We start from the raw sequence: 26695 nt of genomic DNA, 5'->3' as shown, positions 1-26695 counted from the left end.
AAGAGTCAAAAGAGAGATTGGCTATTTGCTATTATAGAAAATTGGATCATGATGATAATGATCGGTGGAGAAATATGCCCGATTTAAAGTACTCAGATAGTAGCAAATTTATATTACAAGCTCTATCGCTTGCGCCAAACAGTATAGGAATGAGAAAACAGGAAGCTCCCAAGCGCGTGACACTGGATTTACTATCAAATGAGGAATTAATTGCGGATACAACGGCAATGGACCTATTTGATTTGGAAGAAATGATGGAGTTCTTCTCATTTAGTGATAACAGAGAACAAAGTGCAAAAACAATTCGTCCTAAACCTAGTCTTTTATTGTATAACGAAAAAGATATTCAGGAGATTGTTCGGACTTTGAAATTGGTTTTTGAGCACTTTAAAATTGCTTTAGAAAAAAAGGGGGTGCCAGTAGATAATTTCACGGTAACTCTGAATAAAAATGAATTAATTGTAAGTAATGCTTTTATTAAAGAGCTTATTAGTAAAAACTTATTTCCTAAAGCATATGCCCCTAATCTGGAGCTGGAAAACCAACCCACTCGTTTCACTCCTTATATTACAATACCAGCCCCAGCAACCCACAGTAAAAATGAGGCAGAACAAGATGAAGCAGGGAAAGAAAAGGAGTACACATCAGGAGTAGATAGTGTCTTTAATCCATCTCCTTTTTCTTTTTCATTGACCAAGCTTTTTGGCGGGTGATCCTAGTACCTGAAGGCAAATATCCGCTCTAAATTTCCGGGTTTCACCGCGCTGTACCAGGCTACAAAACACTAAGGCTACGTTTATTTATTTTTCTGTTCATGCTCAAGAAGCCATTGCTTACGTGCTATCCCTCCGCCATAACCACCTAAATTGCCACTAGAATTAATGATTCGATGACAAGGTACAATTATCGAAAGCGAATTTGCACCATTTGCATTGGCAACGGCTCTGTATGCAGTGGGTTTTCCTAATGCCCGAGCTTGTTCGGCATAACTTCTCGTTTCCCCATAGGGAATAAGTGTTAAAGCATGCCAAGCCATTTTTTGAAAGGGACTGCCTAGCATCTGTATTGGGGTATTAAATTGCTTCAGAGTTCCTGCAAAATATGCTTTAAGTTCTTTTTCAATGGAACGAATTGGTGAAGTGTCTCCTGGGATAATGGCTGCTTTCATCTTCTTTCTTAGTCGTTCTACTTCACGTTCTAAGCCTCTTCTATCAACGAATTCCAAAAGATATAACGCTTCTTCATCAGCTACTGCAAGCATAGGTCCAAGAGGTGAATCAAACCAGGAGGCTTTCAAAACTATAGAATGTTTTTCCAGCTGCGAAGGAGCTGCACCCATTATTTTAGAAAAAGCATCTCGAAAACCACTGCCGGATTCGTACCCTACATTAAGTTGTGTTTCAAGCACTATCGTGCCCTCACGGATTTGTTTCATGGCTATACCCATTCTTCTTGCACGTGCATAAGCAACAAAAGTCATCCCAAAACGCTTTTTAAATTGCCTGCGTGCAGTTGATGTATCAACTCCTAATGCTGCAAAGTCTCTGTCCTTCCACCTCTTTTCAGGGTTTGCTTCTACAGCTGCAACCAATTTTTGAATTAAATTGGAAGCTTGGTTAGGATAGAACAATGGCTGGCAGCGCATACACGGTCTGTATGAAGCAAGGAGTGCTTCTTGAACTGTTTGAAAGAATTCACAATTTTCGAATTTTGGTTTTTTTGCAGGACAGGTAGGTCGACAAAAGATTCCAGTAGATTTAACTCCAACATAAAATACACCTTCATAGTTAGAGTCTTTAGCAAGTAAGGCCTGGTAATATTCTTTTTTCGTGGTATTAGTCAACATGAATCACTCAATCAGTTACTTCAATAGTTACTATAGCTTTTTTTAAAAAAAGTGCGACCGAAATTCAGGCATTGAATTTTACTGGGCGTTTTTCGCAGTACAAGTATTTTTGTAACCTGGGTTGAGAAGTTTATCCCTGGCAAGAAAAACCGGGTTTTGCTGCACTTATTTTGCTTAGGTTACATCAAGACCGCTAAAACAAACAGGTTTTTTTATTTCCCCTTGGGCCGGCAAGACAAGTTGTACCATACCGCATTGATCTGTTCTATAAAAGGGAATATTTAATGATTTCATGTTTGCCAAAGTTTTGGCATGAGGAAAGTGAAAACGATTATCAAAGCCTAAAGAAGCTATGGCATAGTGTGGTGCAACTTCAAGTAAAAATCGATAAGAAGAGGAAGTCTTACTGCCATGATGAGGAACAATTAAAACATCAGAGGCAAGCTCTTCTCCATAAGTTTTTATTAAATAATCTTCGGCTATTTTTTCAATATCCCCTGTTAATAATACTTTTCCGGCTTTGGTGTTTATCTGGAGAATACACGAGTTGTTATTTTTATTCTTAAAGTGAGTTGTAATCGGCAAGAAACGAAAAGAAACACCATCCCAGTTCCACTGCGGGTAATCATGACAGCTCACACCATGATCATAGTAATGAGGATCATTGACTAATAACCGCTCCACTGGTATTTCTTTTTCAAGCGAATTGAGTCCGCCACGGTGATCTTTATCTGGATGACTAATGACTACAAAGTCAATTTTTTTTATTCCTAAGGTCTTAAGATAAGGTAAAATCACCATTTTCCCTAAATCATTTCCTTGAAAAAATCGATCTCCAGTATCATAAATCAGAGTATGGCGTCGGCTTCTAAAGACAATTGCCAAACCTTGGCCAACATCCAAAATATCAATTACTGCTTCTCCTGAAAATGGTACAACACGGGGTGGAAAAAATGGGAGTAGCATCCACAACACTGCAATCCATTGAAAGGGTTTAATTGGCAATAGAACCCATATTAATAAGGCTCCCATTAAGATTACAACCAAGCCAATATGAGAAATAGACCAATTAAGGTTCATGAGCGCTAAATGTTCAATTAAGTGTAATCCTTTAAATAACAAGGCAATCAGCAAGGATAAGAGTTTCATTAATGGAACAGCAACAGTCCATGAACAAAGTATCATAGCGATTAATGCTAAGGGGACGATTAAAAGACCAACTAGAGGAATAGCAAATAAATTTGCAATAAAGCCATTAATTGAACCATAAGAATACCAATACAGGGTTAAAGGCATGAGCCCAATTAAGCAACTTAATTGTAGGGCTAAATTTCCTTTGTAACCCTTTAATCGCCAACGTTGTTGGGTTAAAAGCAAACACGCCACTGCAAGAAATGAAAAATAAAATCCTTGCATAAATACTGCATGTGGTTCAATACATAAAACGCCAAACAAAGCGTAACGCCATATTTGCCAAGTCGAAAAACGTTGTTTTCCTAAGCAGTAGAGGGTGTAAAAGAAACACCCGATTAATGCTCTTTGTACCGGTGGAGCAAATCCTGCTAAAAAGGCATAGAATAAAGCAGCTAAAAGACCACTAATACTGGCAATATAGGGTACTGGGATAAACAAGCAGCATCGGGAGCTTTTAGACCACAGCCAGCGCACCAGCCAATAAATCATCCCCGATACCAATGCAATGTGTTCTCCTGAAATCCCAAAAAGATGGATTGTGCCCGTACGTCTAAATAAATCCCAATTTTGCTGGCTAATATGGGTAGTTAAATTTAAAGTTAATGCTTCAACAACTCCTGCAGTGGATTGATTTGGTGCTAATTGGCTGAGTTTATTTCCTAATTGTTCACGTAATAGAAGCCAATTAAAACGTGGTTGTGCCTCTGCATGCAATTGATTGTTTTGGGAGAGAATATAACCGGTCCACTGGATGTGTCGTGCAGCAAGCATGCCTACATAATCTGTACTTCCAGGATTAAGATAGTTTCGAGGCTTTTTTAATTTGACCGTGAATTGCCAGCGTTGTCCTGTGTGTAATTTTGGAGCATTGTTATACCAGGATAATTGGATTAATCCTTGTGCTGGATGATGGTTGTATTGTTCGAGGGCAAATAAAAATTGTGTTTTGGTAAAATCTTGATTTGGAATTGATGCAATTGTTCCTTGCACTGTTACTTTAGGGAGTATGGTCACATTGGGTATTCCTTTGGGAGAAACAAGAGCTTGATGCAATCCTGCCATCGTGACTCCTAAAATAAAAAACAGAATTAAGGAATACTTTGGGCTGATGAAAAAAAAGAGTAAGGTAATTAAGGGTAAAGAATGATTAAAGGTATATAGATAGAGTATGCCTGTGAAAAAGCAAAAAATTTCCATTTTATTTTTAAGTTGGACTTTCCGTTGACTGGGATAGTAGAGAATCGGTTTTTTTTTGTAAAGTAAATTTTTTATTGCGGTCATTGCGATGCTGAAAATAGTCTAGCTTTTTATTCCGACGTCCCGTGACTTGTTCGCGGGATCCAGACGATCTGTGCTAAAACACTGGCTCCCGTGAACAAGTCACGGGACGTCGGCAAGGATGTGATTATGAGATAGCGAATACGGAAGTCTGATTCCGATTCAATTTGTTATTATGGATTCCAACAAATGGTTTGGGTTGTTCCCGATGAATCTACTGCAGTTTTTGCGTTAGATTGATCTACTGTCATACTGGCACAGGTTGTATCTTTAGCCTGACTCTCAATTGGTGTTGCTGTTAGTGTATAGGTTGTTGACCCTACATTAGATAAGCTAATATTGTAGAAACCTTGAGCAGATGTTTGCGGAAATGCAGGTAATGAGCCACAAGGAGCATTATAAGAAAAATTTTGTGAATAACACCGTTCGAGAGTGATCTGATCTTGCGCTAATGTGGCCATAGCATCAGAACGACGTGATTTTAGCACGAAATGGGTATAGTAAGGATAGGCTGTTGTAGCCAGTATGGCCATAATAAGTACGGCTATCATTAATTCAATTAAGGTGAATCCTTGTCTTCGTACATGGTGCATCATGAGTTTTACCTATTGTTGTATTTGTATTGTACTTTGTAACATCACTGTTGTATTAACTCTGGCACCTATGGAACGTGCAGTAATTCGACAGGCACGAGTGGGTGTTTCATATTTTGTCCGGGCTGGTTTGTAAGGCGATTATTCGTAAGCATATTGCTTAAGGAGGGAACTGTTCTAACCAAAGCAACCCACGAATAGTAAGGTCACCAAAAGTTCAACTAAGGTGAACGCTGTCTTTTTAGCTTGCATGAATTTCAAAGTTCTGTCCCTGTTTTTAGAGCAAATCCGTTTTTGAGTACCTACATATTAGGTTAAGACTAAAATTTTACCAAAATTTATGCTTTTAAGCATATATGAAAAGCAAAGTTTAATACGGGTAGAATAGTTCCTGCAACAATGTATCTATTTTTCAATGAATTCATTTTGCTTATCTTTTAACCTAGAAAAGCGGTTGAAAGTCTGTTGTGCTTTAGTATGCTTGTTACGGCTTCAATTGTTTTTCTTGGTTTAATCCCATTCAACAAATGTCTCAATATCAGCATCTCTGTCTTTAGCTCTCTTTCGTTGCTGATGTCGTTTTTTGTTTTGTGCAAGCATATGAGATCGGGAACATTGGACTGGAGATTTAAATGTTTTCAATGCTTCTTCCAAGTGAACAAATTCGTACCCATTTTGTTTATATAAATGGATAATATCTGGTAAAACATAAGCATTAAGTAAATTGGCATGGATCAGCAAAATTTGCGCTTGCTCGGGATTTTGATGAAATTGATTGTGTTCTTCCGCACGGAGAGTTTGTTGCCAAATAAAATCAAGATAAAAGGGTTTCAATTCTTCAAGATAGGCACGTCGCTTTATTTCAGGGACTGATAAGAGCCGTTGATTAAAGACAAAATCTTTGGAATCTATAGTAATAGGGGCAACATGGTAATTTTTTTGCGCCAGATAACAGAGAATGTCTTCTTTTTTTTGACCGGAACTCATGGCTAAATAAGGATAACGAAAATATTTAGGTTCAGTTAAAACAGGAAGCAAAATGTTGTCTGCTTCTTGAATTTCCTGAATGTACCCTTCAGTATCCATTTTATTTAAATTGGCGTGGGTGAGGGTGTGATTACCTAATCCGAACCCGGCATCGCGAAATTTATGCAATATTTCCCAGTTATTTTTGCGTACTTCACTGGCAATAATAAACCCTGTAGCAGGAATTTGCTCCTTAGTCATGGTATCGATCATCATATTCAAATGAAAATTTCGAGACTCGCCTACAAAAGGAAGATCATCAATAGTTATGGAGACCGTTTTTTTAAAAGGTAATTTTATAGAGGATTCTTTTTTTCTATCGTTGGGCTCCTCTTGAGCTTGATTTTTTGAGTTTGTAATACCATTGCTGTTGTTAGCCGTGTTCCCAGAAAAGCTGTGTCCATATGCAAAATTGGCACTATGACTTACTATGAGAAGCATTAGGACGAACGATATCTCTTTAATAATTAATTTAATTTTCATGAGTACAAGGTAAAACAAATTGGGAAAAATGATATTGTAACAAAAAATTAGCCTAAATGGCTTATCTGAAGTGAAGTGCTTATTAAAATCTTTAAGTAGATAGGCAGCAAAATGAAAATTATTTGCCGCCTTATCGAAGATTCAAGTTAAAAAAACGTGAAGGCTAGAATTAGTGGGTTGCAGCAGGAGTGCCACTTTTATGTTCTAGAACATCATCTTCCTCTTCTGACTCTTCATCTTTCTTGGCTCTAAAATAACCTAAAGCTGAAGCTAAGTAACCGCCTTTAGAGGTTTTTTCAGGTGTTTTAGTTTCTTTCTTAAATTCCTCAACCGCATCGTTTAGTGCTTCAGTACGACAAGCGTAGATCATGTCAATCAACAAATTGAAAGTAGCTTTTAAATTAAAGTCTGCAATTGATGAAAAAATATGGATACTACGAATTGCTTTTTTGTCATTTTTCATTGGAGCTACGGTCATGAATTGTATAAACTGGGTTGCTGAGGTAACCAACGACTCAACATCTTGTTCGTTTACTACATCTACAGCAAGAAGCTTACTTAATCCTGTGAACACAACAGAATTTTCTTTTTTTGAAAGATAGGATGCATCATAAACGGCTTTGATTTGTTGACGAACCAGATGCATTGCTCCAGCGAGAATGGCAACTCGTTCTGCTTCATTGATTGCTGAGGTTTTCAGTGTATTTCTTATAGCATTTAGAAAATGAAACTGAGCAACACGTTCTTTTGATAACTTTTCAATCTTAGAAACATTTTTATCAGCAAGTTCATCTTTGATTAATTCATCAAGATCAGCATTGAGTTTATCCCAACTACCAAATCGGTCTGTTGCAGAGGGTGGAGATTTTTTCTTGGCCTTATATTGACTGAGGTCAACAGCGGTATCTCCATCAGTTGTAAAAGAAGCAACTATTGCTCTCTGAGCCTCATTTTCCAGTTTATAAGAGGTTTGAATTAATTTGCTTAAGTTCTCAGTTGGAACAGCGGCCAACATGTGATTTTTTGCAAAGCCTTTACGAGAATCATTTTCTATAAAAACGTGATTCAAAAACGCATTCAAGGCAGTATAGAATTTAGCGATTTGATATAGATCAGGTTTGTCTTCTGCTTTGACATCATCTCCGTTGCCTATTGCATCTATTAGACGAGCGTTAAGCAGCCCTGATGATTCCAGCATACCACGATTATTTTCAATATCTTGCACTACGGTTAACATGGCACCGTAAAATACATTTACAAGATTTGTAGTCGAGACGGTGTGTTTTTCTTTTAATTGTTCTTCTAATTTTTCGAGGATGGAACTTAGAAATTGAAGTTCGAATTTTCTTTTGTTAGGAAGGTCTTCAATTTTTCCTTTATGTTCGCGTTTCAATATGATTTGAACGGTATCGTCAAAATGTTTTCTTAATTCACTTAGATCCTTTAATACAAACGTCATGTTAGTCTCCAAAATTTCCAATGGATTGATAATGTAAGTTCTTCTTACAAGACCTCAGTGTAAACTAAAGTAAACCGCTCGTCATGTATTTTCATTATACATTTTAGTCTTTTAATAAAACACGAGGAAATTCATCAGGTTAACTTCATTATTGAGTATTCAAATTGGTTTATTTTTTATCAATAAGCAATAAAAAAATTGTATTAATTTAAATAATGGGTAATATTCTGTCATTTTTTAAAAAGCGCGCTTCATCAAGAGAGTTTGGAAAAGCGCATGTATTTCATACAGCTTGCATACGGTGCAAAAGGGGAAATTTTTTAATGAGGTCTGTTTTGAATATTGAACACGATAAACAGTTGAACCGTCAATTTTTTAAGAATGCACGGTTTGCATTAATCTTTCTTCTTATTTGTCGTATTATTTCCATGTGTTTTATTCCTCTAAATGATGTGTCTGAGGCACGATATGGAGAGATTGCTCGCAAGATGCTGGAAACCGGGGATTGGGTAACCCCGCTGCATGACTACGGAGTTCCTTTTTGGGCGAAACCGCCTTTGTCTACCTGGTTGTCTGCTTTTTCAATGAAGCTTTTGGGGATTAATGAGTTTGCAGTTCGTTTGCCAGGCTTGCTCTTATCTTTGGCAACACTATGGCTTATTTGGAGTTTAACTAAAAAGCATAGTGGATCTGTGATTGCAATGATCACAATTGTAGTGCTTGCAGGAACTTTGGATTTTTTTGTTGATGCAGGAACTGTGATGACCGATCCGTCTTTGGTATTTTGCATTACCTTAGTCTTAGTTGCTTTTTGGCGGGCAATCGTTGATGGGAGCAAACTCTGGTCTTATGTTTTTTTTATAGGCTTGGGATTAGGGTTATTAGCAAAAGGTCCTGTTGCTGTCGTTTTATCAGGAATGCCGATATTTTTTTGGGTTTTATTACGGAATCAATGGCGTAATTTATGGGAACGATTACCTTGGATAAAAGGTGTCTTATTGATGCTTATTATTGCGCTTCCCTGGTATATTTGGGCAGAAATACGCACGCCCGGTTTCTTAAATTATTTTATTGTTGGTGAGAATTTAAATCGATTTTTAAAACCAGGATGGACTGGCGATAAGTATGGCTATGCGCATCAGGAACTTTGGGGGATGATTTGGGTTTATGCCATGATTGGTATTTTCCCTTGGTGTTTGTTAGGCGCTGCTTGGTTTATTAAGTACAGACATAATCCCCGCAAAGTATTTATCGACAACGATGGATGGCTGAGTTTTTTCTTTCTTTGTACGGTAATTCCACTGTTCTTTTTTACTTTTTCCAGGAACATTATTTATACTTATATTTTTCCCAGTCTTCCTGCTTTTTCAGTGTTTTTCATAGAATACTGGCAACGTGTTGGTGCTGTAGCAAAAGCAAAACAACTTATCACAGGACTTTCTATTATTGTTGGTGTATTTGCCCTTGGGATAACTCTTGCATTTAATATGGCCCCCAAAGCGGTTTCCAAAACGGAAAAGTCTGTAGTTGCCGCATGGTTAAAACAACGTCCGGTTCCAGGAAGTTACCTTATTTATTGGGATTTCAAAGTTGAGTTCTCAGCCCAATTTTACTCAAGAGGCCGAGGAAAATTTGCTTTTCATAATGAAGATCTTTGCACCTTGTTGGACAATAACCGAGAAAATTATTTAGCAATTAGGCCACAAGATACACATGAGGTTGCGCCGGATTTATTTTCCAAAATGCTCTTCATTCAACGAGTATATTCTGGTGACAGACCTTATTTATTGATGCGTATTCCGGTTTTTGTAAAGAATTTTTGTAGAAAAGAATACGTAAGAAGTGGAGTCAATCAACCAGAGAAATAGGATTGCCTTGAATGAATTCTCTTTGCTGTGCTTGGCTCTTGGTTTGTTCAATAAAGATACCAATTCATTTAGAATTTTGATATACTCGGGCGCAATTTTTTATGCCATAAGGAGTAACTGTGTCGCAATCTCTTACAGTGGATTCGAGAGCTTTTGTACCCCGTGGTGACTTCATGGCCTGGGTTGTATGCCTATCAGCTGGGCTATTCTTTTTCTATGAATTTTTCCAGCTCAATATTTTTGATGTAATCAATCAGCCTTTGCGAGATGATTTCCATATTGATGCGACTCAATTAAGCTGGATGTCCAGCGCTTATTTGTGGGCTGATATTCTATTTCTTCTTCCTGCTGGGATTATCCTGGATCGCTTTTCTACACGTACAGTTATTTTAAGCGCGATGTTTATTTGTGTTTTAGGTACCGTCGGTTTTGCTTTAACCCATTCATTTATTGTCGCTTCATTCTGTCATTTTCTTTCAGGGATAGGTAATGCATTTTGCTTCTTATCCTGTGTGGTATTGGTATCACATTGGTTTCCACCAAGAAGGCAGGCTCTTGTTATTGGTTCTTTAGTGACTATGGCTTTTGTTGGCGGCATGATGGCTCACACCCCTTTTGCTTATCTCTATGAATTGTTTGGATGGCGTAAAGCTTTATTAATCGATGGTGCAGTAGGTGCTGGATTATTGCTTTGGATTTACTGGATGGTTCGTGATAAACCTGAAGACTCACCAATGAAAGCATCTACCAGTCAGGAACAAGTAATATCTGGATTCATCAAGGCTTTATCCAATCCACAAAATTGGTTAGCAGGATTTTATACTTCCTTTCTTAATTTGCCGATTATGGTTTTATGTGCATTATGGGGTGCTAGTTACCTACAAGCAGTTCATCATTTACCTGACATGGCTGCCAGCAATGTAGTCAGTTTAATTTTTATGGGTAGTGTCGTGGGTTGCCCTTTGGCAGGATGGTTATCTGATTCCCAAGGCCGACGTAAGCCTTTGATGATATTAGGGGCCATTGCCACACTTATCACCGTCATTCCGTTATTCCTGGATGTAACTTTATCACAAACTACTTTGAGTATTATATTTTTTGCTTTAGGTTTTTTTACCAGCACCCAGGTAATTTCCTATCCCTTAATTGCTGAAAGCAATTCTGCTGAAAACACAGGTGCTTCGACAGGTATCGCCTCAGTAATTATTATGGGTGGTGGCGGCGTAGGACAAGTGCTCTATGGTTGGTTAATAGCGCATCATGCTGATGCGGTAGTGACAACTTATTCTGTGGCAGATTTTCAATACGCCATGTGGATGTTTCCTATAACTACAGTTTTGGCTTTAATCGCCGTATTACTAACCCGCGAAACAAATTGCAAGCGGTAAGCTGAGGAGTAAAAATGCAAGTGGTGGATGAGTTTCAAGGATATAACGAGATTAAATCGTCATTATTACCCTGGATGGTATGTTTTGCTGCGACTTTATTCTTTTTTTATGAGTTTATTCAGGGGAATATGTTTGCATCCATCGCTGCAAATATCATGCAGGATTTTCAAATACAAGCCGATAGAATGGCCTGGCTATCAAGTATTTACTATCTTTCCAATGTATTGTTTCTTTTTATTGCGGGAATGGTGCTTGATCGGTTTTCGATTAAAAATACTTTGTTAATCGCTATGTTTTTGTGTGTGGCCAGTACTTTTCTGTTGGCATATTCTCATTCATTTTACATGGCCTTATTTTGCCGGTTTATTACGGGCATTGGCAGTGCCTTCTGTTTCTTAGGACCGGTACGTTTAGCATCTCATTGGTTTCCTCCAAAGCGTATGGCTTTGGTAACCGGTGCTATAGTGACCATGGCAATGGCTGGAGGCATGTTGGCTCAATATCCATTGACTCAATTGGTTATTCTGGTTGGATGGCGCCAAGCGGTACAAGATGTGGGAATTCTTGGTTTTGCCATGTTGGTCGTGATGTTTTTTTGTATCAAAGAAAAACCACCAGTTGCAGTAAAGCAAGTCGTTAAACCAATTAATGTAATCTCAGCTGCCAAGAAAGCCTATTTAAACACCCAATATTTGCGGGCAGCATTCTATGCCAGTTTAATGAATATGGCTATTGCCGTATTTGGTGCCATGATGGGTACTTTATATCTGGTGCAACGATTAGAGATCAGCACGGCACAAGCATCTATGGTAAATGGCATGTTATTTTTGGGGTCGATTATTGGTTCGCCTCTGGTGGGCTGGATATCTGATAAGATGGGCTTACGGGTTATGCCTATGAAAATAGGGGTCATTGCTTCCTTATTGACGTTACTCGCGGTGCTTTATCTCCCTGTTTCTTATAGCACCATGGCATTTTTGTTTTTCTTACTGGGTTTCTTTACTTCAGCACAAGTGATTAGTTACGCCCTGGTTGCTGAAAGTAGCTCACCTGCAATGACTGCCACAGCTGTAAGTGTCATTTCAATATTGACTCAAGGCGGTTATATTGTGTATCAGAATCTATTTAGTTATTTATTAACGAATCATGGCGGGATGCGTATGTTCAATGGAACTCCTGTCTATTTACTCAGTGCATATCAATATGCCGCAATTATTTTACCTGTAGGTTTATTAATTGCTTTTCTCATGCTTTTGGGTTTAAAAGAAACACGTTGCGAACAGATTGAGGGCTAAGATGACAGGGCGAGTTTGTATATTACTCATGGATTCATTTGGTATAGGCGCGAGTCTGGATGCATCTCGTTATGGGGATGCTGGCGCTAATACTTTTGTTCATATCCATCAAGCATGCGAGCGCGGTGAATGTGACAGGGACGGGCTGCGTCAAGGCCCGTTAACTTTGCCTAATCTTGCTAAATTAGGACTTTATCATGCAGCCTTAGCCAGTAGCGGGTTGCGTTTTGTTGAATTGTCCACTTTTTCTGAACCCATGGGCTATTATGGTTATGCAGTAGAGCAGAGCTTAGGTAAGGATACGCCAAGCGGACATTGGGAGTTAGCAGGAGTTCCAGTTACCTTTGAATGGGGTTATTTCCCCGAACAACCATTTTGTTTTCCAAAAAAATTAATTGATGCGTTCATTCAACGTGCTGGTTTACCAGGTGTACTTGGTGAGAAGCATGCATCAGGGACTACCATCCTTGAGGAATTAGGTGAAGAACACATGCGAAGTGGTAAACCAATTGTTTATACTTCTGCAGACAGTGTATTTCAAATTGCAGCTCATGAAGAAAGTTTTGGTTTGCAGCGTTTGTATGATATCTGTGAAATCGCGCGCACTTTGGTAGATGAATATCAGATCGGTCGTGTGATTGCTCGACCATTTGTTGGTCAACCAGGAGCATTTAAACGAACAGCAAATCGTAAGGATTATGCAACGTTACCTCCTGCAAAAACCTTACTTGATTACTTGAAAGAAGCTGGTCGCGAAGTCATTGCCTTAGGGAAAATTGCCGATATTTATGCGCATCAAGGTATCACTCAAGTCATTAAGGCTGACAGTAATATGGCCCTGTTTGATGCTACTTTAACTGCGATGAAGACTGCACCTGATGGAAGTTTGGTTTTTACTAATTTTGTGGATTTTGATTCCTCATACGGTCATCGGCGTGATGTCATTGGTTATGCTCATGCGCTTGAGGAGTTTGATGCGCGTCTTCCAGAGCTTCATGCATTATTAAAGCCTGATGATCTGGTTATTATTGCAGCAGATCATGGTTGTGATCCTACTTTTCCTGGTTCAGATCATACAAGAGAACATATTCCAGTATTAGTACATGGTCCAAACCTTAAAAGCCGCTTTATTGGACGTCGTGATACTTTTGCTGATGTTGGACAAAGCATCGCACAACATCTTGGATTAGAAAATTTATCCCATGGGGTATCCTTTTTCATCTAATCATCTATAGATAGCCTCAATAATGTATAGAGTATTTGGGAAGGCTCAATGAGTAATTATTCATTTCGAGCCCCCTTGTTTTTTTGTTTATCATCCCCATGTATGGAGTTCCAGTTTGATTTGAGGATTTAATTTTGGAACAATTTCGTGGGACAACCATACTTTCAGTAAGACGCGGAAATCAAGTAGTTATCGGTGGTGATGGCCAGGTAACTTTAGGTAATACCGTGATGAAGGGTAATGCGCGTAAGGTGCGACGCCTTTATAAAGATCAAGTGATTGCTGGCTTTGCTGGCGGTACCGCGGATGCGTTTACTCTTTTTGAACGTTTTGAGAGCAAGTTGGAAATGCATCAAGGCCATTTGGTTCGTGCTGCAGTTGAGCTTGCTAAAGATTGGCGAACAGACAGAATGTTACGCCGGCTTGAAGCAGTGCTTGCTGTAGCAGACATCAAATCTTCCTTAATTATTACAGGTAATGGCGATGTAATCGAGCCTGAGCATAGCTTAATTGCTATTGGTTCAGGTGGTCCTTTTGCACAAGCAGCTGCGCGAGCATTGATGGAAAATACAAAATTATCTGCTGTGGAAATAGTGCGTAAAGCTTTAACTATTGCTGGAGATATCTGTATTTATACCAATAACAATTTAACTATAGAAGAATTAAATCATGGCAACAAATAACAACAAGGCAATAGCTCCTCGCGAGATTATCCGAGAAGTGATGACTCCTCGTGAAATTGTCCAGGAATTGGATAAATATATTATTGGCCAGGATGATGCGAAAAGAGCGGTGGCAATTGCATTACGTAATCGTTGGCGGCGTATGAATATTAAAGATCCCGCTTTACGCAATGAAATCATGCCCAAAAATATTCTCATGATTGGCCCAACTGGTGTTGGTAAAACAGAAATTGCTCGCCGTTTGGCTAAATTGGCTCGTGCTCCATTTATCAAAGTAGAAGCAACAAAGTTTACCGAAGTAGGATATGTCGGACGGGATGTGGACTCTATTCTTCGTGATTTAGCGGATATAGCAGTAAAACAAGAACGTGAATTTGCTATGAAGAAGGTGGAGCATTTAGCTGAAGATGCAGCCGAAGAGCGTGTTCTTGATGTATTACTTCCTCCTGCACGGGGCAGCTTAACACCAAGTGAAAAAGACAGTACAGCCAGGCAAGTTTTTCGTAAACAATTGCGTGAGGGCATTCTCGATGAGAACGAAATTGAAATAGAAGTTTCAGCGACACCAATAGGCATTGAAATTATGGCTCCTCCGGGCATGGAAGAAATGACAAGCCAATTACAGTCTATGTTTCAACAAGTGGGCAGTCATCGAACGAAAACCCGTAAAATGACTATTGGTAAGGCCATGCAAATTTTACGTGAAGAGGAAGCAGCTAAACTAATTAACGAAGATGATATTAAGATTCGCGCCATAGAGAATGTGGAACAAAATGGTATTGTCTTTATTGATGAGTTGGACAAAGTAGCACGACGTACCGAAAATGCGGGTGGTGGGGATGTGTCTCGTGAAGGCGTACAAAGAGATTTATTGCCTTTAGTTGAAGGGACAACGGTTACTACCAAATACGGCATGATTCGTTCAGATCATATTTTATTTATTGCATCAGGTGCGTTCCATGTAGCTAAGCCGTCTGATCTGATTGCAGAGTTGCAAGGTAGATTGCCGATACGTGTTGAGTTATCCGCTCTTTCTGTTGATGATTTTGTACGTATTCTTACTGAGCCTACTGCATCGTTGACACTGCAGTACAGTGCTTTAATGGCAACCGAAGGTCTCACGTTAACTTTTGATGAGACAGGAATTAGACGTATTGCTGAAGTAGCATGGCAAGTGAACGAGCGTACTGAAAATATTGGTGCACGTAGGCTTTATACAGTTATGGAGCGATTATTGGAAGTTGTTTCATTTGAAGCAACAGACAAATCAGGCGAGTCCGTGCATGTTGATAAAGCATATGTTGAGAAAAATCTTGGACAACTTGTAGCGGATGAAGACTTAGCTCGTTATATTCTTTAAACTAAAGTAACCTGGGTGCAGCCGCAGCGGAACCCAGGATTAAGAGTCCAATAGAAATAAATCCCAGGTTCCGCTGCGGCTGCACCTAGGCTATGATTTCTTCAAAAACAAATGAACTTTTTAACTTAGAATTTCGTGCTTCCAAGGCTGCGATTCCACACTCATTTAAATAAAAATCAAGTGATTCAATGAGATAGATCTTTATTTCTAAAAATTAAGCGTGCTTGGTATAATAAGCGAGCCAAAATGACTGGATTTTCGAGTATCGAGACGCGGTATATAAGGAGTATGTGAGCAGCAGAACAAAGAAAATCGGGACTATGGCAATTTGCTTCCCTCTCGTTCAATTGTAATAGGGCTTGATTCAATTGGAATTTTGGTATGTGATTAAACTGTAGGTCATAAGAACAGATGTTCTCACGGAGGAGAAAAAAATGTCACATAATTCGAGTTCTATTACTACAATGATAAGCGAGGATCTTGAGCTTATAGAGGAAAGAGTAAAAAAGCCTGTAACTTATGATTCTCATTCTTCTTTTTCAAGTGGTGATGTAAAATTATATTCCTTTTTTAATCGTTCAAAATCTGTTTTAGATTTCCCTGATGCTTATACAAAGATTTGGAATAAAATCAAAGGAGATTCCAATCACAGAAGAATCAAAGCGTTGCTTATAGATTATACCAAAGAAAATTGTTTATTCGGTTCTTTTATTGGGCGGATGATTTCAGGGCATTGGCATAGACATCATGTCAGCGCAGTAAGTAAAATTATCGCGCATATATCAGTTAAGAATTATTATGACTCTGCTGATGATATTGTCTCTGATTTGAAAACACTAAAACCTAAAAAAGGAGGATCTTTGTATCAACGAATTAAATTTATTGAAAAAAAATTGGAAGACCAATTAAAGTATGATTTTAAATTTTAATCTAAAAGAAGCAGTTGAGTTCGTGGCGGCGCCTTTAGCTTGCCTGGTAGAATTCACTACTTTGCAGGTTGAAGATAATGGAGTTGTTTGATGTCTAATCCTTATATTTTGGTTTTATATTACTCGCGAACCGGTTCTGTAGCACAATTAGCACAATATATTGCACGTGGCGTAGAACGTGTTGAAGGTATTGAAGCACGCTTAAGAACGGTTCCACCTGTTTCAGCGACGTGTGAAGCAGTTGATAAGGCAATTCCGGATAATGGTGCGCCATACGTAACTTTGGATGATTTACGACATTGCCATGGTCTTGCTTTAGGGAGCCCTACTCGTTTTGGAAATATGGCTGCTCCCTTGAAATATTTTTTGGATAGTACTTCATCTTTGTGGTTGGCAGGTGATTTAGTAGATAAACCTGCATGTGTTTTTTCTTCTTCTGCAAGTATGCATGGTGGCCAGGAAACTACTTTGTTAAGTATGATGTTGCCTTTGTTGCATCAAGGTATGATTTTATTGGGGGTACCTTATTCTGAACCGTCTTTAAATGATACGGTTAGCGGTGGGACACCCTATGGCGTAACCCATGTTTCTGGTGTGGCAAATGATCGACCGCTTAGCCAGGATGAAATTAATTTAGCCAAGCATTTAGGTGAACGTTTGGCGCGAGCTGCTCTTAAGTTGAATAGAAAAAAGTGAGTAATTTATTTGAACTTGGTCGAAGCGAAACTCCAAGAATATTTGCCGTGATTTCCAAAGTACACATTCATCCGGACTATAATAAAATTGAGTGAAAAAAATGAAAGTAATTAGTTTTAATGCCAATGGCATACGTTCAGCAGCACGTAATGGGTTTTATGAATGGCTTGCAATGCAAGATGCTGATTTTGTTTGTATTCAAGAGACGAAGGCTCAACCTGAACAGTTAATTCCTGAAGAGCTGTATTATCCTCGTGATTATTTTTGTGATTATTATTCAGCTCAAAAAAAAGGATATAGCGGCGTGGCAATTTATGCCCGCCACAAACCAAGCCGTATCGTGAAAGGGATGGGCTTTGATTATTGTGATAATGAAGGACGCTATATTCAATTTGATTATCCTAAATTCAGTATTATCTCCCTTTATTTACCTTCAGGTACTAGTGGTGATGAGCGGCAGACGGTGAAGTACAGTTTTCTCGAACAGTTTGCCGAACATTTAATGCGATTAAAAAATGAGGGACGAGAGTTAATTTTGTGTGGGGATTATAATATTGCTCATAAAAAAATCGATTTGAAAAATTGGCGTGGTAATCAGAAGAACTCAGGATTTTTACCTGAAGAACGAGCATGGATGGATGGATTGTTTGGGGCTATGGGGTTTGTTGATGCATTCCGTGTACATAATCAGGAAGAAGATCAATATACGTGGTGGTCTTTTCGCGGGCGCGCATGGGAAAAAAATGTAGGTTGGAGAATTGATTATCAGGTAGTAACTCCTGGTCTTACTGGGGATATAGTCGGCAGTCGTATTTTTCGAGAAGCACGCTTGTCTGATCATGCTCCTTTGCTCATTGAATATAAAGGAGATTGGTGTGCTTAAGTTAGCAAGCTGGAATGTGAATTCATTGAAGATAAGACTGGAGCAAGTATTAGAATGGTTTGATTCGACTCAGATGGATATTCTTGCTATGCAGGAAACGAAGTTGCTTGATGAAAATTTTCCCGTGACTGCGTTTACTGAGAAAGGCTACCATGTGGCCTTTTCAGGACAGAAGACTTATAACGGGGTTGCGGTAATAAGTCGATATCCCTTTTCTGATGTGCTAACTGATATCCCTGATTTCGATGATCCTCAACGACGTATTTTGGCTGTTACTGTTGCGGGTATTCGGCTGATCAATTTATATGTTCCCAATGGGTCGGAACTCACTTCGGATAAATATCAATACAAGCTGAATTGGTTACAAAAGGTTACAGCATTTATTCAACTACAAATGAGTGTTTTCCCCCATGTGGCTGTAGTAGGTGATTTTAATATCGCTCCTGAAGATCGCGACGTTCATGATCCTGCTGAATGGGTCGGTTCTGTATTGGTCAGTCCTGCTGAACGAGAAGCATTTACACAATTATTACAACTTGGATTGCATGACAGTTTTAGAAATTTTATTCAAGATGAGCAGGTATTCAGTTGGTGGGATTATCGTGCAGCTGCATTCAGGCGTAATCGAGGTTTGCGTATTGATCATATTTTATTGAGTCAAACACTGAATGGATTATGTAGGCAATCCGTTATTGATAAAGAACCACGCAAAGTAGAAAGACCTTCTGATCATGCACCTGTTTGGGTTGAACTGGATTTTAATGTAAGTTCATAATTTGAGCTGAAGCGAGCGGAGTCTGAAGAATAAATGCATTGACTTTGATACTCCGCTTCGCTTCTACACGCTCGTTTGGTAGTGCTTTTTTATTTATTTTGTAACGTTTCAAATAAAAACCAAATTCGTCGTTCTGTCTCATCAATATAAACTTCCAAGATGCTGGTTGTGGCAAAATCATCTCTCTTGCTACACACTTCATGAACTTTTCTCATATTTTTTAAAAAACTTTTGTTATCTTCCAGAAGATTATGCAGCATATCATCTGCTGATAAGGTTTCATTAACGTCTTGAAGTGTTTGCAATTCTTTGATCTGCCCAATCGAATGAATTGTTTTTTCCCCGAGTTTGCGTACACGCTCTGCTAAAACATCTATCATTGCAAAAATTTGGTCGCTTTGTTCATCTAATAAAAGATGATAATCACGATAATGAGGGCCTGTCATATGCCAATGGAAATTCTTGGTTTTAACGAATAAGGCAAATGTATCAGCCAAGAGAGGGTTAACAGCCTCGGCTATTTTACGACGATCTTTTATATCAAGGTCATTAGGTGTTTCAAGCCTATAAAGTGCCAGTTTTTTCATTTTAACTCCTGTTAAATTAATTTGTTTTTATAAGCGTAGACCAAACATTGTCAATTTGTTACAAATTGATAGAAATTATTCCTATTAAAACACCAAGAAATATGGAATAGTTGTTTATCATGAGAATTCTGTAAGAAGTATTTATTCGCTATGTGTATTTTTGGTCTAATAATTATCAAAATGAAGAGCACGTACTCTTATTATGGTTTATATTATTACAGTAAGCTGGCAGAAACATAACAAATTAACCTAAGAATTAAAGCATTCATTTAATTAAATGTTGCTCCTGGTCACATAATCTTGCGTACCATTCATGATGAATATATGTTTTGAGTTCTCTTAAAGGGATGATAACATCTATTCTGCTTAATATAAAAAATTGCTTTACAGAAATTTTTCTGCTATTGTCTTGCGTCATTTGTATCGGGTATGGTGCTTGGCATTGGGTTCAGGTGGCGATACTCATTTAAAACTAAGAGAGTAGTATTATGAAGGCATCAATTCATCCAGATTATAAAGTAGTTAAGGTAACATGCAGCTGTGGCGAGGAATTTGAAACCCGTTCAACATTATGTAAAGATTTGAACATTGAAGTGTGCTCACAATGTCATCCTTTTTATACTGGTAAGCAAAAATTGGTGGATACTGGGGGTCGTGTCCAGAAGTTCCGCGATCGTTATAGCCAGCGTTCTAATCAAGCTGCTAAAGAAGAAAAGAAATAAGGGCGCGTTATCTTTGCGCCTTTTTATTATACTTCACTCGAAATATAACTTATTGACAGATTGTTCCTGCAATGCTAACTTGCGTTGCTTATAGGTTCTTGACGTCCAATTCTTGTTCCAATCTCATCATTTCATGGCTGTTTCTCTTAATCACTGCAAGAGTATATAGCCAAAGTTTGTGTGCCTATGGCACTTTGGATAAGAATGAATTGGGCAATGGATAGTAGGATTTTAAGCCTTACTTAGGTTTTGTTTTCACTTGAAAGAGAGTAAGTACTTTGGATAATGAAGTTTTAAAGCAATGTGCATTAGATTATCACGAGTTTCCAACTCCTGGAAAACTCGGTGTTCATGTTACCAAATCAACTGACTCTCAGAGTGATTTGTCGTTGGCTTATACACCTGGTGTTGCTGCGCCTGTAATTGCCATAGCAGAGAACCCTGAAGACGCCTATCGTTACACGAATAAAGGAAATTTAGTCGCTGTTATGACTAATGGTACTGCAGTATTAGGTTTAGGAGATCTTGGACCTCTTGCCAGTAAGCCAGTAATGGAAGGGAAGGCAGTTTTATTTAAGCGTTTTGCTGGCATTGATGTATTTGATATAGAAATTGATGCTCATGATTCGCAAGCATTTATTTCTACAGCAAAACGTATTGCTCCCACGTTTGGGGGAATTAATCTGGAGGATCTTAAGGCTCCGGAGTGTTTTGAAATTGAGCAAGCTTTAATTGAGCAATTGAACATTCCTGTATTCCATGATGATCAGCATGGTACTGCAATAGTTGTTGCAGCAGCTTTGCTTAATGCCCTTGAACTACAACAAAAAAAATTATCTGAAGCAAAAATCGTGTGTATTGGAGCAGGAGCAGCAGGAATTGCTTCCATGCGATTGCTTGTCGCTTTAGGTGCTCATAAAGAAAATATGTTACTTTTGGATACCAAAGGGGTTATCCATTCTGGACGAGCTGATTTAAATGCATATAAATTTGCTTTTGCTCGTACTACTGAATGTCGAACTTTAGCAGATGCTCTCGTTGATGCTGATGTTTTTATTGGGGTTGCCAAGCCAGATTTATTAGATGCCGATTTATTGAAATTAATGGCCCCTAAGCCTGTTATTTTTGCTTTGTCGAATCCTGATCCTGAAATTAGGCCGGAATTAGCTTTTCAAGTACGTGATGATTTGGTCATCGCTACTGGACGTAGTGACTATCCTAATCAAGTCAATAATGTGTTATGTTTTCCTTATATTTTTCGTGGTGCGTTGGATGTACGTGCCAAGTGTATTAATCAATCAATGCAAATTGCTGCGGTTGAAGCAATTCGTCAACTGGTGCATGAGCCCGTCCCCCAGGTAGTGAAGGATAATTACCCAGGTGTTACGTATTGGGATTTTGGTCCTAACTATATTATTCCCAAGCCTATAGATCCTCGTTTAAGAGAACGAGTTCCTGCTGCTGTAGCTCAGGCTGCAATAGCAAGCGGCGCAAATCAAGTAAGTAGTAATTTAGAATAAAAGTAGCATCCTGAATGCAGGCCTCAAGGTGTAGCAGTATGCCGTATGAGATGTATCGGGTTGCGCTCAGGATAATAGGTGAATTATACAGCCAAGGGTGCTTTTAACTGTTGAAATAACAGTGCGTGCCTTTGCTTAACCAAATAGTTAAGGAGATTACTTTGCTTTCTGAAAACCGGAGAAATTACGCATTAATTGGATGGCTTATTTGTGGTCTTGGGGCCGTGTTTTACAGTTACGAATATTTGCTTCGAATCGCGCCTAGTGTAATGGAAACTGCTCTGCGTGAGCATTTTAATTTGTCAGCCACAGGTTTTGGGCATATTTCATCTATATATTATTATGCATATGTTCCCATGCAATTACCTGTAGGGATTATGATGGATCGGTATGGTCCGCGAAGATTATTAACTTTTGCCTGTTTGATTTGCGTCATTGGAACTTTTTTATTTACCAGTACAACCTCTTTTTGGGTTGCGGCTTCAGGACGATTTTTAGTTGGATTAGGCTCTGCATTTGCGTTTGTGGGGGTATTAAAGCTTGCTACAATCTGGTTGCCTGAAAATAAGCTCGCTATGGTTTCTGGTATCACTTCAGCTTTAGGAACAGTAGGTGCCATGCTAGGCGATAATCTTTTAGAGATCTTTGTTACCCAAATAGGGTGGATTAAAACCTTAAATATGACTGCCTTTTTTGGGATTGTATTAACCTTTGTATTATGGTTAGGGATTCACGATAAAAAAGGACGATACAGACAAAGCGGTACGGTTTCTAATTTTAGAACAGGTCTAATTGATTTAAATATAATAATCAGTAATAGACAAATATGGATTAATGGATTGTACGGCTGTATGGTTTATCTTCCTACAACTGTTTTTGCTGAATTATGGGGAATTCCCTATTTAAGAAATGCTCATGGCCTATCAGCACATGCTGCAGGCTTAGCGAATTCATTACTTTTCTTAGGTTTTACTGTAGGTGCTCCGCTGATGGGGTATTTTTCTGACAGAATAGCGCGCAGAAAGCTGCCTATGTTTTTAGGTGCTAGTGTTGCCACCGTACTTATGTTGGTTATTCTGTATTTCCCTGGTTTGACTGAAACTAATGTACAGATACTTATGTTTTTTCTAGGATTATTTTATAGTGCGCAAGCAATTGTATTTGCTGTTGGAAGGGAGTTGAGTCCTGGTGAGGCTGCAGGTACAGCTATGGCGTTTACCAACATGATCGTCATGTTAGGCGGTATGTTGCTGCAGCCTTTAGTAGGGCATTTATTAGATTTCAGTTATTCCTTACGTAGTGGTGCTTCACTTTCTTCAGTATTGGTTGTAGAAAATGTTAATAAATTATACAACATGACTGATTACCGCATTGCCCTGGCTTTTATACCGATCAGTATGTTTATTGCAGCTTTATTAACGTTCTTTTTAAAGGAAACTCACGCTCATGCGCCTAAATGATACTGTTTCAAGAAAACAATTGTTTTTTGGCATGTTTATATGCTTTGTTGGGGCAATTTTTTATTGCTATGAATTTATCTTACGCATTATTCCTGGGGTTTTACAGACCGAACTAAGTATCGCGTTGGGGCATATTTCAGCGACCACTTTTGGCCAAATATCTGCCTTATATTATTTTGCGTATTCACCCATGCAAATGCCTGTAGGAATGCTCATGGATCGATTTGGTCCCCGACGGCTTTTAACGTTTGCATGTATATGTTGTACTGTTGGTTCTTGGATGTTTACCCTGACTTCATCCATGTTTTTGGTGGGAGCAGGGCGCTTTTTAGTGGGTTTTGGCTCTTCCTTTGCTTTTGTTGGTGTATTGTCCCTTGCGTTGCATTGGTTGCCCAGACGTTATTTTTCTTTAGTCGCGGGTCTCATGACTACATTAGGAATGCTAGGGTTAGTCTATGGTGAAGTGAAGATTACTGAATGGTCTGAGAGCATCGGTTGGGAGCATGTATTATTCTTCATAGCCATTGTAGGTTCGGGATTGAGTGTATTGATATTTCTTGTGGTTCGTGATGGACCTGAAGGACATCAGTCAAATAAGCATCCTTTACCCGAATTCTTTAGAAATGTCCTTAAAGTGTTAATGGCTCCAGAAGTTTGGGTCATTGGTTTTGTTGGAGCCTGTTTATACACATCGTTGTCTGTATTTGGTGAGTTGTGGGGAAAAACGTATTTGGAGCAAGCACACAATTTAACTAAAGTTGAGGCTGCCAGAACTGTCTCTGCAGTTTTTTTGGGTTGGGCAGTTGGTGCTCCTATTGCCGGATATTTATCGGATCATACCGGAAGGCGTTTGCTGCCTTTGGTTTTAGGTGCCATTTTAGCCTTGATTTGTATTAGCATCGTATTGTATTGGCCTGGCCTATCCTATGCTAGTTTGAATGTCCTATTGTTTTTGTATGGTGTGTTTAGTGCAACAGAAATTATCGTATTTATTATGGCTAAAGAATGCAGTGGTGCCCAATTATCAGGTACGGTATTTGCAGCAACGAACATGATAGTAACCCTTGGTGGTGTTATTTTTCAACCGCTGGTTGGTAAGTTACTGGATACTTTTGGTGATAGTGGCATTGTAGAAGGAGAGCATATCTATACCATAGTAGATTATCAGGTTGCTTTATCGATATTACCACTTTCATTATTACTCGTTACTATTCTTGCTTTCTTTATCAAAGATCATGATCATAAAGATCATCCAATTAGTTAATATAACAAGCTTGGGTGAAGCGTTGCGAAACCCGGGTTTAATTATCCAGAATATGGAATTCCTCCTAAGTGCTCAGCCCCTATCAGGGAACGGCCGTATTTGGTGCATCTTGCGAGAAAATTTTCCCAATCAATGCGCACATACAGATGTATGCTGCGCTTTTACGGTTTCGCTGCGAATTAATTAAATATTGCAATTAATTCTTTTACCGGCCGGCGTAGCGAGCCCTGACAATTAATAAAACGCGATACTGGAAAACTTTTAATTTCTGCTTTTCTATAGTGGTAGCGAGTAAATTCAGTATCATGATTGGAAAGAATAACTGGAATACCCTTAGCTGCTGTTTCTTTAGCTAACTCCGTTAACTCAATTTGATCTTCTGTTGTAAACAGTTTTTTGGTGTAGGGTAGATGGTGTGATTTCTCTGAAAGAAGTACATAGGGGGGATCACAATAAATTACGTCGCCCCGCTCCGCGTATTCAAACGTTTTTCTGAAATCATTATGGATGAATTCTGTCTGTTGGCTTTTCAAATGAAAAAGTTGCATTTCTTTATGTGGAAAATATGGTTTGCTGTAAAGTCCAAAAGGAACGTTATAAATTCCTTTGGAGTTATATCGACATAATCCATTATAACCGTGACGATTTAGGTAAAGAAAAAGTGCAGATTTTTCTGCTGAATGAGGCGACATATTAAAATCAGATCGGAGTTGATAATATTTTTCTTTACGGTTGAATTCTGGGCTAAAATAAGTTTCGCAATGCTTAATGAATGCGTCTCCATTTCGTTGTAATGTAGTAAAAAGGTAGACTAAATCAAAATTACTTTCAGCCAACAGATAGGAAGAATAATTCGTATTCATAAAAACGACACCTGAGCCAGCAAAAGGCTCAATGAGACGTTTACCCGGAGGAAGAAAGGGAATAATCTTTTCCAGACAGTTGTATTTACTACCTGCCCATTTAAGAAAAGGTCTTATTTTAACCATAGGTTTTACCACGATTTATTCAGAAAGAAGTATTGCTTATTTTTAAGAAAAAAAACAGAATTTTTATTGCAAAAATTTACAACTATCTCAGTATGGCCTTTTTCTCATGTGTAGATGGCTCAAAAAAATGGGTATTGTTTCACAATAATTGTTAAGGCACATCTCTACTATCTTGGCCAAACTGCCCTGATTTCCTTGTGATCCGATGATGCTGACATACTCTATATATGCCGCGCTTCGGCTCTCGAAAATCAAGCCATTTGGACTTAAGCTGGCGAAATGCATAATGGGCCTAGCCTTCCCAAATTACAGGAAATAAAGGGTGGTCCATTGGGGCTCCTTTGGGAAGCTGTTCGCTCAATCCAGGGAAATCGGGTGAGGTTACCCATTTCCGTGGTGCATGAGTGATGTCGTCACCAAGAAAACGCACAGAGAATACTCTTCGTCGTTGATTGCAACGTACTCCACTTGCAGAATGAAGGGTGAGCATATGAAAACAAACTACGTCACCAGGAGTTATTTCCCAGCCAATAATGGGGTAATCTTCACGTTTTGAGTCAATATCTGGAAGATCAGCAAGGCTTCCTTCTGGAAACCATTTTGCTTGGTTATCCATAAAAGAACGAGGCATGAGCCATGGTCCCAAATGAGAACCTGCGATAAACTCCAAGGTGGATGCACGAGGTACTGGATCAACAGGTATCCATAAACTGCAATTTTGTATTCCTTCAATATTGTAATAGGGCTGATCCTGATGCCATGGGGTTCGCTGCCGCGTACCTGGTTCTTTAACCAGAAGGTGATCATGATACAGTCTTGTTTTTTTACTCTCCATGAGTTTACCAGCAATGAGACTAACTGGTGATTCAAAAATAAATTGTTGATAATGAGGATTCGTTTGCCAGGTGCAAAAATCTTCAATGAATTGTCCCGGATCATCATTTTTACTTGCAATTTTAACGCTAGGGCTGGGGGAGCTCAGGTTGAGCTCAATGCCTGTTCGAAGTAGTTCTATTTCTATAGGACTCAGAATTTGATGAATACAAACAGCGCCATCTTTTTTATAAGCATCAATTTGTGCTTGAGTAACAGCTGCCTCAACACGCTGAATAATCTGCTCTGAAAGAGAATAGTTTTTCATCTTTGGTGAAACAATGAGTCGTTTTCATTGA

Annotated in this window: 24 protein-coding genes; 16 read left to right on the top strand and 8 right to left on the bottom strand. The window is 38.7% G+C overall.

Annotated features, from left to right (window positions below; translation table 11 throughout):
- The first annotated feature begins 74 nt into the window (after positions 1–74).
- Positions 75–713, top strand: a complete 639-nt coding sequence (locus A8O27_RS05350) for a hypothetical protein (RefSeq protein ID WP_058460547.1) — start codon at positions 75–77, stop codon at positions 711–713.
- Positions 714–796: 83 nt separating this feature from the next.
- On the opposite strand, the gene A8O27_RS05345 is transcribed toward A8O27_RS05350, so the two are convergent.
- From A8O27_RS05345 to A8O27_RS05335, 3 genes are all read right to left on the bottom strand, one after another.
- Positions 797–1846: a bifunctional transcriptional activator/DNA repair enzyme AdaA gene (locus A8O27_RS05345; RefSeq protein ID WP_058460070.1), complete on the bottom strand. Its 1050-nt coding sequence runs from the start codon at positions 1844–1846 to the stop codon at positions 797–799.
- Between the two features lie 174 nt (positions 1847–2020).
- Positions 2021–4237, bottom strand: coding sequence for a DNA internalization-related competence protein ComEC/Rec2 (locus tag A8O27_RS05340; RefSeq protein ID WP_058460548.1), 2217 nt, complete (start codon positions 4235–4237; stop codon positions 2021–2023).
- A 254-nt stretch (positions 4238–4491) separates the two neighbouring features.
- Positions 4492–4911 (bottom strand): type IV pilin protein, encoded by a 420-nt coding sequence (locus A8O27_RS05335; RefSeq protein ID WP_058460549.1) that lies wholly within the window; start codon positions 4909–4911, stop codon positions 4492–4494.
- A 1-nt stretch (position 4912) separates the two neighbouring features.
- Between A8O27_RS05335 and A8O27_RS19300 the strand changes: the two genes are divergently transcribed.
- Positions 4913–5047 (top strand): hypothetical protein, encoded by a 135-nt coding sequence (locus A8O27_RS19300; RefSeq protein WP_259293080.1) that lies wholly within the window; start codon positions 4913–4915, stop codon positions 5045–5047.
- 374 nt (positions 5048–5421) lie between these two features.
- Here the strand turns inward: A8O27_RS19300 and A8O27_RS05330 are convergent, their stop codons facing one another.
- Positions 5422–6420 (bottom strand): polysaccharide deacetylase family protein, encoded by a 999-nt coding sequence (locus A8O27_RS05330; RefSeq protein ID WP_058460071.1) that lies wholly within the window; start codon positions 6418–6420, stop codon positions 5422–5424.
- A 169-nt stretch (positions 6421–6589) separates the two neighbouring features.
- A complete protein-coding gene (locus A8O27_RS05325) occupies positions 6590–7879 on the bottom strand; it encodes a hypothetical protein (protein WP_058460072.1) in 1290 nt (429 codons plus the stop codon).
- Positions 7880–8202: 323 nt separating this feature from the next.
- On the opposite strand from A8O27_RS05325, the gene A8O27_RS05320 reads away from it, so the two are divergent.
- The 10 genes from A8O27_RS05320 to xth all read left to right on the top strand — a co-directional run bounded on the left by A8O27_RS05320 (position 8203) and on the right by xth (position 18981).
- On the top strand, positions 8203–9747 hold the full coding sequence (locus tag A8O27_RS05320) for an ArnT family glycosyltransferase (RefSeq protein WP_235810546.1): 1545 nt from the start codon (positions 8203–8205) through the stop codon (positions 9745–9747).
- A 119-nt stretch (positions 9748–9866) separates the two neighbouring features.
- Entirely contained in the window at positions 9867–11135 is a 1269-nt protein-coding gene (locus A8O27_RS05315) for an MFS transporter (RefSeq protein WP_058460073.1), read from the top strand.
- 14 nt (positions 11136–11149) lie between these two features.
- Positions 11150–12430, top strand: coding sequence for an MFS transporter (locus A8O27_RS05310; RefSeq protein WP_058460074.1), 1281 nt, complete (start codon positions 11150–11152; stop codon positions 12428–12430).
- Position 12431: 1 nt separating this feature from the next.
- On the top strand, positions 12432–13655 hold the full coding sequence (locus A8O27_RS05305; protein WP_058460075.1) for a phosphopentomutase: 1224 nt from the start codon (positions 12432–12434) through the stop codon (positions 13653–13655).
- Positions 13656–13789: 134 nt separating this feature from the next.
- Positions 13790–14338 (top strand): ATP-dependent protease subunit HslV, encoded by a 549-nt coding sequence (hslV, locus tag A8O27_RS05300; protein ID WP_058460076.1) that lies wholly within the window; start codon positions 13790–13792, stop codon positions 14336–14338.
- Positions 14325–15698 carry an ATP-dependent protease ATPase subunit HslU gene (gene hslU, locus A8O27_RS05295; RefSeq protein ID WP_174223916.1) on the top strand — a complete coding sequence of 458 codons (1374 nt, stop codon included), beginning with the start codon at positions 14325–14327 and terminating at the stop codon, positions 15696–15698. The genes hslV and hslU overlap by 14 nt, the downstream gene beginning before the upstream one ends.
- Before the next feature lie 434 nt (positions 15699–16132).
- Positions 16133–16627: a DUF5617 domain-containing protein gene (locus A8O27_RS05290; protein WP_058460077.1), complete on the top strand. Its 495-nt coding sequence runs from the start codon at positions 16133–16135 to the stop codon at positions 16625–16627.
- A 90-nt stretch (positions 16628–16717) separates the two neighbouring features.
- Entirely contained in the window at positions 16718–17323 is a 606-nt protein-coding gene (wrbA, locus tag A8O27_RS05285) for an NAD(P)H:quinone oxidoreductase (RefSeq protein ID WP_058460078.1), read from the top strand.
- Between the two features lie 100 nt (positions 17324–17423).
- Positions 17424–18206: an exodeoxyribonuclease III gene (locus A8O27_RS05280; protein ID WP_058460079.1), complete on the top strand. Its 783-nt coding sequence runs from the start codon at positions 17424–17426 to the stop codon at positions 18204–18206.
- Positions 18199–18981 (top strand): exodeoxyribonuclease III, encoded by a 783-nt coding sequence (gene xth, locus A8O27_RS05275; RefSeq protein WP_058460080.1) that lies wholly within the window; start codon positions 18199–18201, stop codon positions 18979–18981. The genes A8O27_RS05280 and xth overlap by 8 nt, the downstream gene beginning before the upstream one ends.
- A gap of 89 nt (positions 18982–19070) precedes the next feature.
- Here xth and A8O27_RS05270 read toward each other — a convergent pair whose 3' ends face one another.
- Positions 19071–19568: a Dps family protein gene (locus A8O27_RS05270; protein WP_058460081.1), complete on the bottom strand. Its 498-nt coding sequence runs from the start codon at positions 19566–19568 to the stop codon at positions 19071–19073.
- A 488-nt stretch (positions 19569–20056) separates the two neighbouring features.
- On the opposite strand from A8O27_RS05270, the gene rpmE reads away from it, so the two are divergent.
- From rpmE to A8O27_RS05250, 4 genes are all read left to right on the top strand, one after another.
- Complete coding sequence (gene rpmE, locus A8O27_RS05265) at positions 20057–20290, top strand: 50S ribosomal protein L31 (protein ID WP_058460082.1); 234 nt, start codon at positions 20057–20059, stop codon at positions 20288–20290.
- Positions 20291–20568: 278 nt separating this feature from the next.
- Positions 20569–21810 carry a malic enzyme-like NAD(P)-binding protein gene (locus A8O27_RS05260; RefSeq protein ID WP_058460083.1) on the top strand — a complete coding sequence of 414 codons (1242 nt, stop codon included), beginning with the start codon at positions 20569–20571 and terminating at the stop codon, positions 21808–21810.
- A gap of 161 nt (positions 21811–21971) precedes the next feature.
- A complete protein-coding gene (locus tag A8O27_RS05255) occupies positions 21972–23270 on the top strand; it encodes an MFS transporter (RefSeq protein WP_058460084.1) in 1299 nt (432 codons plus the stop codon).
- The gene (locus A8O27_RS05250; RefSeq protein ID WP_058460085.1) at positions 23257–24534 is read left to right on the top strand and encodes an MFS transporter; all 1278 of its coding nucleotides are present in this window, start codon (positions 23257–23259) and stop codon (positions 24532–24534) included. The genes A8O27_RS05255 and A8O27_RS05250 overlap by 14 nt, the downstream gene beginning before the upstream one ends.
- A gap of 179 nt (positions 24535–24713) precedes the next feature.
- Here A8O27_RS05250 and A8O27_RS05245 read toward each other — a convergent pair whose 3' ends face one another.
- Together A8O27_RS05245 and A8O27_RS05240 are read right to left on the bottom strand one after the other, a co-directional pair.
- A complete protein-coding gene (locus A8O27_RS05245) occupies positions 24714–25523 on the bottom strand; it encodes a DNA adenine methylase (protein WP_058460086.1) in 810 nt (269 codons plus the stop codon).
- 292 nt (positions 25524–25815) lie between these two features.
- Positions 25816–26664, bottom strand: a complete 849-nt coding sequence (locus A8O27_RS05240; protein ID WP_058460087.1) for a phytanoyl-CoA dioxygenase family protein — start codon at positions 26662–26664, stop codon at positions 25816–25818.
- Between the last annotated feature and the right edge of the window lie 31 nt (positions 26665–26695).

The organism is Legionella bozemanae (assembly GCF_001648595.1).
Taxonomy (GTDB): Bacteria; Pseudomonadota; Gammaproteobacteria; order Legionellales; family Legionellaceae; genus Legionella; species Legionella bozemanae.
Note: the sequence above shows the minus strand (reverse complement) of the source record. Positions and strands in the feature narration are given on the sequence as shown.

What these genes read in the sequence shown, in the direction of transcription:
- A8O27_RS05350 (WP_058460547.1), top strand. Translation starts at nt 75, where the DNA reads ATGCCCGATTTAAAGTACTCAGATAGTAGCAAATTTATATTACAAGCT.
- A8O27_RS05345 (WP_058460070.1), bottom strand. Translation starts at nt 1,846, where the DNA reads ATGTTGACTAATACCACGAAAAAAGAATATTACCAGGCCTTACTTGCT.
- A8O27_RS05340 (WP_058460548.1), bottom strand. Translation starts at nt 4,237, where the DNA reads ATGGAAATTTTTTGCTTTTTCACAGGCATACTCTATCTATATACCTTT.
- A8O27_RS05335 (WP_058460549.1), bottom strand. Translation starts at nt 4,911, where the DNA reads ATGCACCATGTACGAAGACAAGGATTCACCTTAATTGAATTAATGATA.
- A8O27_RS19300 (WP_259293080.1), top strand. Translation starts at nt 4,913, where the DNA reads ATGAGTTTTACCTATTGTTGTATTTGTATTGTACTTTGTAACATCACT.
- A8O27_RS05330 (WP_058460071.1), bottom strand. Translation starts at nt 6,420, where the DNA reads ATGAAAATTAAATTAATTATTAAAGAGATATCGTTCGTCCTAATGCTT.
- A8O27_RS05325 (WP_058460072.1), bottom strand. Translation starts at nt 7,879, where the DNA reads ATGACGTTTGTATTAAAGGATCTAAGTGAATTAAGAAAACATTTTGAC.
- A8O27_RS05320 (WP_235810546.1), top strand. Translation starts at nt 8,203, where the DNA reads ATGAGGTCTGTTTTGAATATTGAACACGATAAACAGTTGAACCGTCAA.
- A8O27_RS05310 (WP_058460074.1), top strand. Translation starts at nt 11,150, where the DNA reads ATGCAAGTGGTGGATGAGTTTCAAGGATATAACGAGATTAAATCGTCA.
- A8O27_RS05305 (WP_058460075.1), top strand. Translation starts at nt 12,432, where the DNA reads ATGACAGGGCGAGTTTGTATATTACTCATGGATTCATTTGGTATAGGC.
- hslU (WP_174223916.1), top strand. Translation starts at nt 14,325, where the DNA reads ATGGCAACAAATAACAACAAGGCAATAGCTCCTCGCGAGATTATCCGA.
- A8O27_RS05290 (WP_058460077.1), top strand. Translation starts at nt 16,133, where the DNA reads ATGTCACATAATTCGAGTTCTATTACTACAATGATAAGCGAGGATCTT.
- wrbA (WP_058460078.1), top strand. Translation starts at nt 16,718, where the DNA reads ATGTCTAATCCTTATATTTTGGTTTTATATTACTCGCGAACCGGTTCT.
- A8O27_RS05280 (WP_058460079.1), top strand. Translation starts at nt 17,424, where the DNA reads ATGAAAGTAATTAGTTTTAATGCCAATGGCATACGTTCAGCAGCACGT.
- A8O27_RS05270 (WP_058460081.1), bottom strand. Translation starts at nt 19,568, where the DNA reads ATGAAAAAACTGGCACTTTATAGGCTTGAAACACCTAATGACCTTGAT.
- rpmE (WP_058460082.1), top strand. Translation starts at nt 20,057, where the DNA reads ATGAAGGCATCAATTCATCCAGATTATAAAGTAGTTAAGGTAACATGC.
- A8O27_RS05250 (WP_058460085.1), top strand. Translation starts at nt 23,257, where the DNA reads ATGCGCCTAAATGATACTGTTTCAAGAAAACAATTGTTTTTTGGCATG.
- A8O27_RS05245 (WP_058460086.1), bottom strand. Translation starts at nt 25,523, where the DNA reads ATGGTTAAAATAAGACCTTTTCTTAAATGGGCAGGTAGTAAATACAAC.
- A8O27_RS05240 (WP_058460087.1), bottom strand. Translation starts at nt 26,664, where the DNA reads ATGAAAAACTATTCTCTTTCAGAGCAGATTATTCAGCGTGTTGAGGCA.